Annotated in this window: 16 protein-coding genes; all 16 read left to right on the top strand. The window is 34.2% G+C overall.

Annotated features, from left to right (window positions below; translation table 11 throughout):
* Window positions 1–147 precede the first annotated feature (147 nt).
* The gene (locus H4J57_RS15680; protein ID WP_182243545.1) at window positions 148–615 is read left to right on the top strand and encodes a nuclear transport factor 2 family protein; all 468 of its coding nucleotides are present in this window, start codon (window positions 148–150) and stop codon (window positions 613–615) included.
* Window positions 616–687: 72 nt separating this feature from the next.
* The gene (locus H4J57_RS15675) at window positions 688–990 is read left to right on the top strand and encodes a hypothetical protein (protein WP_182243544.1); all 303 of its coding nucleotides are present in this window, start codon (window positions 688–690) and stop codon (window positions 988–990) included.
* Between the two features lie 99 nt (window positions 991–1,089).
* Window positions 1,090–1,533, top strand: coding sequence for a hypothetical protein (locus tag H4J57_RS15670; protein WP_182221965.1), 444 nt, complete (start codon window positions 1,090–1,092; stop codon window positions 1,531–1,533).
* 120 nt (window positions 1,534–1,653) lie between these two features.
* Window positions 1,654–2,097 (top strand): DUF6326 family protein, encoded by a 444-nt coding sequence (locus H4J57_RS15665; RefSeq protein WP_182215129.1) that lies wholly within the window; start codon window positions 1,654–1,656, stop codon window positions 2,095–2,097.
* A gap of 104 nt (window positions 2,098–2,201) precedes the next feature.
* Window positions 2,202–2,594, top strand: coding sequence for a hypothetical protein (locus H4J57_RS15660; RefSeq protein ID WP_182221963.1), 393 nt, complete (start codon window positions 2,202–2,204; stop codon window positions 2,592–2,594).
* Between the two features lie 126 nt (window positions 2,595–2,720).
* Window positions 2,721–3,059, top strand: a complete 339-nt coding sequence (locus H4J57_RS15655) for a PDZ domain-containing protein (RefSeq protein ID WP_182215135.1) — start codon at window positions 2,721–2,723, stop codon at window positions 3,057–3,059.
* Window positions 3,060–3,193: 134 nt separating this feature from the next.
* Entirely contained in the window at window positions 3,194–3,568 is a 375-nt protein-coding gene (locus H4J57_RS15650; RefSeq protein WP_182243543.1) for a hypothetical protein, read from the top strand.
* A gap of 122 nt (window positions 3,569–3,690) precedes the next feature.
* A complete protein-coding gene (locus tag H4J57_RS15645) occupies window positions 3,691–4,089 on the top strand; it encodes a DUF1801 domain-containing protein (protein WP_182243542.1) in 399 nt (132 codons plus the stop codon).
* Window positions 4,090–4,186: 97 nt separating this feature from the next.
* Complete coding sequence (locus H4J57_RS15640) at window positions 4,187–4,567, top strand: hypothetical protein (protein WP_182243541.1); 381 nt, start codon at window positions 4,187–4,189, stop codon at window positions 4,565–4,567.
* A gap of 103 nt (window positions 4,568–4,670) precedes the next feature.
* Window positions 4,671–4,925, top strand: coding sequence for a hypothetical protein (locus H4J57_RS15635; RefSeq protein WP_182243540.1), 255 nt, complete (start codon window positions 4,671–4,673; stop codon window positions 4,923–4,925).
* Between the two features lie 103 nt (window positions 4,926–5,028).
* Complete coding sequence (locus H4J57_RS15630) at window positions 5,029–5,487, top strand: hypothetical protein (RefSeq protein WP_182243539.1); 459 nt, start codon at window positions 5,029–5,031, stop codon at window positions 5,485–5,487.
* A 133-nt stretch (window positions 5,488–5,620) separates the two neighbouring features.
* Window positions 5,621–6,064, top strand: a complete 444-nt coding sequence (locus tag H4J57_RS15625; RefSeq protein WP_182243538.1) for a hypothetical protein — start codon at window positions 5,621–5,623, stop codon at window positions 6,062–6,064.
* A 64-nt stretch (window positions 6,065–6,128) separates the two neighbouring features.
* A complete protein-coding gene (locus H4J57_RS15620; RefSeq protein ID WP_182221957.1) occupies window positions 6,129–6,482 on the top strand; it encodes a hypothetical protein in 354 nt (117 codons plus the stop codon).
* A gap of 121 nt (window positions 6,483–6,603) precedes the next feature.
* The gene (locus H4J57_RS15615) at window positions 6,604–6,990 is read left to right on the top strand and encodes a hypothetical protein (RefSeq protein WP_182243537.1); all 387 of its coding nucleotides are present in this window, start codon (window positions 6,604–6,606) and stop codon (window positions 6,988–6,990) included.
* A gap of 104 nt (window positions 6,991–7,094) precedes the next feature.
* A complete protein-coding gene (locus tag H4J57_RS15610) occupies window positions 7,095–7,709 on the top strand; it encodes a hypothetical protein (RefSeq protein ID WP_182243536.1) in 615 nt (204 codons plus the stop codon).
* 376 nt (window positions 7,710–8,085) lie between these two features.
* Window positions 8,086–8,553, top strand: coding sequence for a hypothetical protein (locus H4J57_RS15605; RefSeq protein WP_182215148.1), 468 nt, complete (start codon window positions 8,086–8,088; stop codon window positions 8,551–8,553).
* Window positions 8,554–8,573: the final 20 nt, after the last annotated feature.

The following is an 8,573-nucleotide window of genomic DNA, read 5'->3' as shown; positions in this document are numbered from 1 at the left end:
GTATGTTATGTTTTATCATGCTAGCCTCTGTTTGATAATGTTGACACATATATTATGGCTCTGGTTTGTAAAACTAACCCACATTTAGAGGCTAGCACCTTGTGGGGAGTCATTGTGTCTATGTGAATCTCATACTAAGGAGCACAAATGAATAAATTTATATCAATCGTAGCTGTTTTAATTACTTGTCTTTCAATAAATGTGGTAGCCAATGAAGATATGGTTGATTACGATAAATTTTTTCAAGCATATTATAAAGCAAAGGTAAAAACTCAACAGCCTAATGCTTCTAAAGAAGATTTAGAACATTACTTATCATTCTTAACTGATGATGTAGGCAATCAACATTTCCCTAATGCTCCCGATGATTCTAGAGAACCGGATGGGAAAGAAATGATGCGCAAAGGGATGACTCGTTATTTGGGTGTCCATACTAGTTATGATTCAAAATTAATAGCGTATATTGTTGGTTACAACTCAATTGCATTTAAGCATAAATTTTCTGCTAAAGGTCTACGCTCAGATGGTTCAGAATTTAGTTATAGCAAAGTGGTACTAGATGTTATTGAGTTAGAAAATGGTCAGGTATCCGTTATTCGCAGGTACGGTAAATAATTCACCTAACAAATTATTCAAATGGAAAAAACACACTTGGCTCTTAATGGGGCATTTTATGTTTAAACTTTTATGAAATTACTTGCAGGTTTTTGGTACACACTTGTTGTCGTTGTAATTCTTATTGCAGCTCTAATGGGGTATTTAGATGAATATACATATGTTAATTGGAATAAAGCTCATTTAGTTGAGAAAGTCGGTATCCCTATATTATTTATTACTGTTATTGGCTTTTGGACGTTAATGTTAGAAGACTTTATTGAAAATGATGATACTGATCATCGGATGCTAATTGGTTTTTTTTTGTATTTTCTAAATTTAATTGCCATATTAGTATACTTTTGGGTTGTAGTTTATCGCCGAAAAAACATATAACAAAGCATTAAAACGGACAAAAAACAGTTGGCTGTTTCACTGCGTTCACAATTTTAGCCGCTTAATGCGGCGTTATTTTTATTAATCAAGGATGGTGTTATGTTCAAAAAATCACTGCTTATTTTATTATCTTATCTCCCTATTTCTGCTTTTGGAGCTGAATTTGAGTTTTCACTTGGGGCAGGTTTTCAATATAGTGGAATTATTGGGACTCAGTTTTCAGTAAAACATCAAGATAGTAAATATTTCATGTCAGTTGGGTTACCTGGATATTCAGTAGGAATGCAAACAATTGTTTCAGATGATGAATATCATTCTGTTGGTTTTTCACTTGGTGAAATTCAAGGTATCTTTGATGGAGATAGCCGATATGGTTTTATAACTTATAATTATCATTTGGAAGGCTTTAAAGACAGTGGCTGGGTTTTAGGAGCTGGAGTGGGTGTCTATGATGAAGAATCATATACACCATTATTTAGTAATCAGCGTATCAACCCTTCAAGAAAGGCTATGTTTACATTAGATGTTGGTTATAAATTCTAAATATAACAAATCACTTAAAAGGACAAGTTACTGTTGGTGGTCTCGCTCCGCTCACAGTACGCCAACCAAAGTTAGCCCCTGAACAGGGCCTTATACGTTATCGAAAATATGGAGTTTTGAATGAGTACAGTTAAAAATAATACAGAAGTTTATGAAGATTTTAAAATTAATGTAAAATTAAAGATTTCTGCGCTTTGGGTAGCGGTAATGTTTTGTTATGTTTACGGTGACTATATACAGATTTATGTACCTGGAATATTAGCAGATGCTATGGCAGTAAAAGTAACGGCTGAAACTCAATTAGAGTTTTTTGCAGTTGCTTTATTAATGGCAATGCCAAGTGTGATGATATTTTTTACCTTAGTGGTGCAACCTAAGATAAATCGTTGGTTGAATATAATATTGAGCACGCTTTATATAGTTATTCTTATTGCAACTAATTTGACAGAAACCTGGGTGTTTTACTTATTTTTAACAGCGATAGAGGTTTTAATCTCATTGGCGATTATTTGGTACGCGTGGAAATGGCCTAAAGCCGAAATACCACTAGCAAGTAATGTATAACAAGCTAATCCACAGGACTGAAAAGTGCAGGCTGTTCGCTTCGCGCCATTTTAACCAACAATTTTATTGTCCGTTATTAGGACGCTAGGTGAAATGGAGTTTACATGAAACTACTGGTAATATTATCGATTTTTGCATCATCAACATTCGCATCAAAATTTGACGTAGATACTTATTCTACTTCTTTGGATTTTGCTCAGGTTACACAGGTTCTCGCTACTAAGAAATCAAACGGTAGTTGGTGCTTTGCCACCTCAGTTCGGCACAATGACCAAGGGTGGGGGCATTACGCAGATGGTTGGGAAGTTATAGATTTAGACGGTAATAAACTTGGATACCGTCAACTTGCTCATCCTCATGATAATGAGCAACCATTTACTCGTAGCCAGTGTGATATAAAAATTCCATCAGAAATATCTAAGGTAATAGTAAGAGCCAAATGTAATGAACATGGTTTTGGCGGTAAGCCAATGGTTGTAGAATTGAGTGAAAATTAAGGTATTAACCTAGAAAGTGACTCAAACGGACGCTAAAAATTGTTGGCTAGCGCTCGTTCCTCGCGAATATAGCCAACAATTTTTAGCCTCCTAATGGGGCGTTATATTTTAAGGATAAAATCTACCATGAGAGTATTAATCACAATTTTGTTAACTATGTTTTCTTTCTATACTTTTGCAGAGGAGCAAGGTGAAAAAGGTTTTAAAATGGATGTAAATGTATCTGGTTTTTTTAGTCCTGAAGTAACTAAAGCTACTATCAAATCAGTTGTTCAAGGTTCTTCTGCTGAAAAAGAAGGGCTTAACGTTGGCGATGACGTAGTTGCAATTGATGGATGTAAAATTCCTGGCTGTTCAGCTTCAACAGCTAAGAGCTCTTTACAAAAGAAAGTTGGTGATAATGTCGTTTTGAGTATGTTGAAGCCTAACGGTGAAACATATGAAGCCAATATCACTCTGCAATAAAAATATAACAAGTCGTTAAAGCAGGACAAATAATTGTTGGCTTTTGCTCCTACGTCGCTTATTTTAGCCAAGATATTATTTGCCTCTAAAAGTAGGCAATAGGTTTAACCATACATTGGAGTTCTTTTTAAATTATGGAAGAAGTAATAGTAGAAAAAAATATCGAAGTCGATTCAGTCGGTACAAATAAAGCGAAGAATGAAACATTGACAACAGAGCTTCATTTTGAATTATTAAAACAATATGCGTGGCTTTCATCTGCTGTCATTGGTGCAATAATAATTCTTATACAATTAAACGTTGTTGTAATTGGAAATGGTATCTATGTTTCATTAGCTTTTTTAGCTCTATCAATATTTTTTTCTTTGGTTGGGCAAGACCATATTGTTGATTCACTGCTCAAAGGTAAAAACATATATGAAATGTCTAAAATTTTAAAGGTTATTCGTGGAGCTTCTATGGGGTTTTTGGGCCTTGGTGCAGGTATTTTTTCTGCAGGCTTTCTTTAAACCTAACAGAACTTCAAACGGAAAAATTACAGTTGGCAGTTTAACTCCGTTCACATTTTAGCCAACTATTATTTGCCACTTAATATGGCCGCAAGGCATTTCGATAATTTTGGAGCAGTCAAATGGATGAAATCAACAATTTTATATCGTGCATTGAAAATGAGACCAGAAAATCGGATTCATTTGCGTTGTTATCTCTTTTGGAAAGAGTATCTGGGTATAAGCCTTATTTAAGTGGCAGCATAATTGGCTTCGGTAAATATCACTATAAATACGATAGCGGTCGTGAAGGAGATTCCGCAGTAATCTCGTTCTCTCCTAGAAAACAAAACTTAGTGGTTTATATAATGCCTGGTTTTGACAAAATCGAAGACTTATTACAGGAACTAGGTAAACATAAGCTGGGCAAATCTTGTTTGTATATTAATAAACTATCCGATATCAAACTGGATGTTCTCGAAAAAATAGCTAAGTTATCCGTTCAGTATATGCAGCAAAAATATAGGTGTAAAAATGCCTAAGAGATTAAACAAGGACAAAAAAAGTTGGCTATTTCACTCCTTTTGCAACATTAACCAACAATCTTTTGTCGCTTAACGTGGCGTTTGGAGTGTCTGGATGGTTCTAATCTACATGTTCTTTGTTTTATTGTATCTTGCACCAATTGTAATATTTTTTTATCTTAAATTATCAAGAAAAAAATTAGCGTTTCCATCGAAAATCAGTCTTTATATTTTTGCCATTTCATACGGCTTAATAATATATTCAGTCTTTGGATATGAAGTTTATTTAGAATTTCAATTAAATAAGTTCGATCTTAATAATGACGGTATGTTTAATGGTTTAGAAATTACCGCATCTCAAGAGCTAGCGATGAGTAAGGTCATATCCGATACGGGAAGAACATTTGCTCCGCTTACAGGCTTTATATGTTCTAGTCTTATTAGTTTATTATCACTTTTAATACTTAAGTCGCTTGGTTTGGGTAAAAGTACCTAATAAGAAAATCAACAGGACTAAAACAGCAGGCCGTTCTCTTGGCTCCATTTTAGCCCACTATTTTTAGCCTGTTATTTGGGCGTTATATTTTACAAGGACGAGCATGGCACTTTTTAAACTATTTAAAGGCAAAGAAATTGGCGCATTAGGTCAAGTAGATGCGTTAGCTAAAACTTTAATAAAAACTAAGGTTAATGTACATAAGCTAGGCTTAGAAGACGGTTCCGTTGGTGTTGGTCTAAACATAGTATCTAAAGGTTTTTTGTCTTATTCTTCTTTACCTATTTCACTTGATGAAGCTCAAGCTAAAGAATTGGTTAATAAAATTAATGAAGCATTCAGTTTGAAGTCACTATAAGCTATTCAAGCAGGTCTTTTTAACAGTTGGTTAGGCTATGCTCGCTTCACGTTATAACCAACAATTAAATTTCCCCTTATCGGGGCGTTAGGTGTACCTAAAATTGAAAGCAATAATAGAGTTAACGTTTCTGCGTGATGACACAGCAAAGGTTTGGATTACTGCCAGTAATGGACGTTTTTCAGGGGAAACTGAACAGTATATAAATGCGGATGTTTTACAAACGCTATCTGAACAATTAGTTGGATTCCCGAAATCAAATTCTGATGAAGTGATATTTGAAATTGGAGAGAAAGACTCAATTTATGGACATTGTAAATTTAAATTTTATTGTTTTGATTCCGCTGGTCACACAGCAGTTATAGTGTCAGTATCAAACGATATAGCTGGTAATGAATCTGCTGATAACATTTGCTATGCCAAATTTAAGATCCAATTTGAGGCATCATCATTGGACGAATTTAGTTCTTCCATAAAGCGTGCTCTAAATTCTGGTGAAGGTAAGTCAGTATTATTGGGTATCAATACTTACACACAAAACATACCGAGCCATTACTCCTAACAATTCGATCAAGAGTGAAAACTTACAGTTTGCTGTTTTCTACTCCTTTCAACATTTTAGCAAACTATAAATTTCCCTTAGCGGGGCGTTAGGGAGCAGAGATAGTCTCTGTGAATTATCAAGGAGTTGCGAAATGATTAAGTTTTTATTTTTGTGTTTGTGCATAATACCTACTGTTGTATTAGCTGCTAATGATGAATTTTATGACACAAGTACGATTCAAGAAGTAGAATCTATTTATTGGCTAAATCAAAAGCAAGATAGTGCAATTGTTTATGCTAGATGGGAAAATTTTAAATTAATAAAAAATTTTATTGATACCGTAGTATTAACGGCTACAACAACCAAAAATCCAGTCAACCTAGAAAGTGCTGACATATTGTTGTTAATGTCTCCAAATCAGAATGAATTGTTTAAAGTGTACTTTACTGATGGCTTCATCACTATAAATGGACAATCATATACTGCAGACTCAGCAGTAATATCTAAGTTTAGAGGAATTAATAATAGTAGGATTGTTAAGGGGGATTCAATAACTCCCAAGGCATTAAAACGCGCTTTTAAATCAAATAGTTAGAGGTGAATGGTGTTAACTGCTCTCTGACAAGCGTTCAAGCGAGTGTTATATGTATAGGATAGTCATGTTCAAACTGATAGTTTTAAGCTCAATCTTTATAGTCTCAATATTTTCACCTAAGGCGAAAAGTGATGAGTGTAATCTTACTGGTATTTGGGATCACTCAGCTAAACCGGCAAAACTTTTTATTGATTTAACTAAAGGTGAAATCTCAGTTTATTCTCATAACTTAAACCCTGAGTCCATTGGTTTAGTTGTATTAAAAAGTCTGAAGATAGACTCAACGAAATCTTCTTGGGATGCAAAAATGTATAGTGCAGCTGAAGGTTCATTTGTCGATGTCCAAATAACGGCAAAAAGCTGTAATCAATTAAGTGTTGGGTTTCAAGGCGAAGAAGTATTAGGACTAGTTAGGTAATTTACATATAACAAGCTATTTAAGCGGGAAAAATTGTAGTTGGCTGGTTCCGCTTCGCCTCATATTTTAGCCAACTATTATTTGCCCGTTAATATGTGCGTTAGTTGCTTAGGAGATTTCTGTGTATTTCATCACTGCGTTTGGTTTAATAATGATCTGTCTAAGTATCGTCATGATTGTTAATCCAAATTATTGGTCAGATGGGATCGTAAGTTTCAGTAATAGAAGTTATTTCCATTGGTTCGAAGTTATTAGTCGTTTATTCGCAGGGGTTGTCTTTGTACTTTTTAATCAATCTACACTGTATCCTCAATTAATACTTAGTATTGGCTATTTACTAATCGCTGTTGGTATTGGGCTTGTAATTATGGGTTCTGATAAGCATCGTAAATTTGCTGTTTGGTCAGCTCATAATTTTAAAAGCACATTCAGGCCTGCGGGGGTTGTTTCTCTTATATTTGGTATCTTTCTGATTTATGTATCAACTATTGGTGTGATCAGCAACTAACAACACGTTCACACGGACAAAAACAGTTGGCTGCTGTTTGTTGCTCACCTATAGTCAACTATTATTTGCCGCTTAATATGGGCGTTATAAGTTACAAGGATTGTATGAAGATCGTTTTAAAGTTTTTAGGGTTTATTTGGACAATTGCCTTCGTTTCATTTTTTGTACTTTCTCTTTACTCTGGATCTGGAGGTGAAATCCCACCTATAGCGAAAGAGTATATTGTTAGTTTCCAGCACCTATCAGAACAGTTTTTAACATCTTATTGGTTTTCTGTTGTTTTTGTTACCGGATGGTTTGGGGTTTCATATACGTTAGGAAAACAGAGTGGTTGGCAAAAACTAGCTAAAGAATATGGTAATAATCAACAGAAAAACTCAGTTGTAAAATTCCACACAGGAAATGGTTATGTGGGTAAAATTAGTCACAATGGTATTTTAAGAGTTGCCGGAAATAAAAGTGGGCTTTACTTAAGCGTTATTTTTCCTTTTAAGTTTGGTCATAAAAACCTGTTTATTCCTTGGGCTGATATTTCGGTCATTACATTAGAAAGTGGCTTATTTGCAGACAAAACTCCTGATGTTCTTAAGAAATTTGGTAAGTTGCTAACTAAGAATGAATATTTAAATATTAAATTTCATAAATTTCCAGAGCAACGTCTTATGATTCAAAGCTTTCAAGAGCTGACAGGTTTAATACCAAATTACTTAGAAAGATAGGTTTGGAGTTAAGTAGCTTATAACAAGCTATTCAGAGGCAACACAATTTCTTAACTATTATCGGTGTGTTTGTCTCTTAACATCAAAGGATTAGTGTTTGCTTCCTTCCTTTTTTGTTGTAATTATTTTGTTTATAATTTGTTAAGCATTCTGTGTTATTGTTTAACTATTAAGTTTTGTGGCTAAGTGATGCGGTAATTTATGCTTATTACTTCCATCAGTACAGTGTAAAAGCTTGTTTTTTTTAACTAAATTGTTTGCTAACAAGACATTCAAACTACAAACAACAGTTGACTGTTATCTCTGCGTTGTCAATTTTAGCCAACAATATTTTTACCGCTTAACGGGCGTTAGACATTTAAGGATAAATCATAGTATGGAGTTTCTAAAAAAGTTAATGATGTGGCTTGGTGGTCTATTTACGCTGATTGTAATCTTAATTATATTTTTAGCGGCAGGTTCATCTAGCTTTAAGGACGAACAAGAGCCATTTGTGCAACAGTTTATGGCTGATTTCAGTGAGCGCTGGGAAACACAGGACATATATGCTCGTTTGAGTAATGAATTTATTGAACAAATCAATACTCAAGAGAGTAAAATAATACTGGCCCAATTCAAAACGATGGGAAAAATTAAAAGTATTTCAGATTTTGAAATTGGTAATTACAATGCTCACACGTCTGGTACAACAGGCGAGTTTTCGTTCAAAGGCACTTTCGAAAACGGTGATGCTTTAATAAATATTACCATTAAAACTTCAGACATTGGTGTTCGTGTAGTATTTTTTAGGTTAACACCTTCAACACCATTTCTTGATGTTGAGCCAATAAATCAAAAAGCTTAACAATAACTTCAAACGGATAA

The organism is Colwellia sp. BRX8-7, assembly GCF_014077275.1.
GTDB lineage: Bacteria > Pseudomonadota > Gammaproteobacteria > Enterobacterales > Alteromonadaceae > Colwellia_A.
Note: the sequence above shows the minus strand (reverse complement) of the source record. Positions and strands in the feature narration are given on the sequence as shown.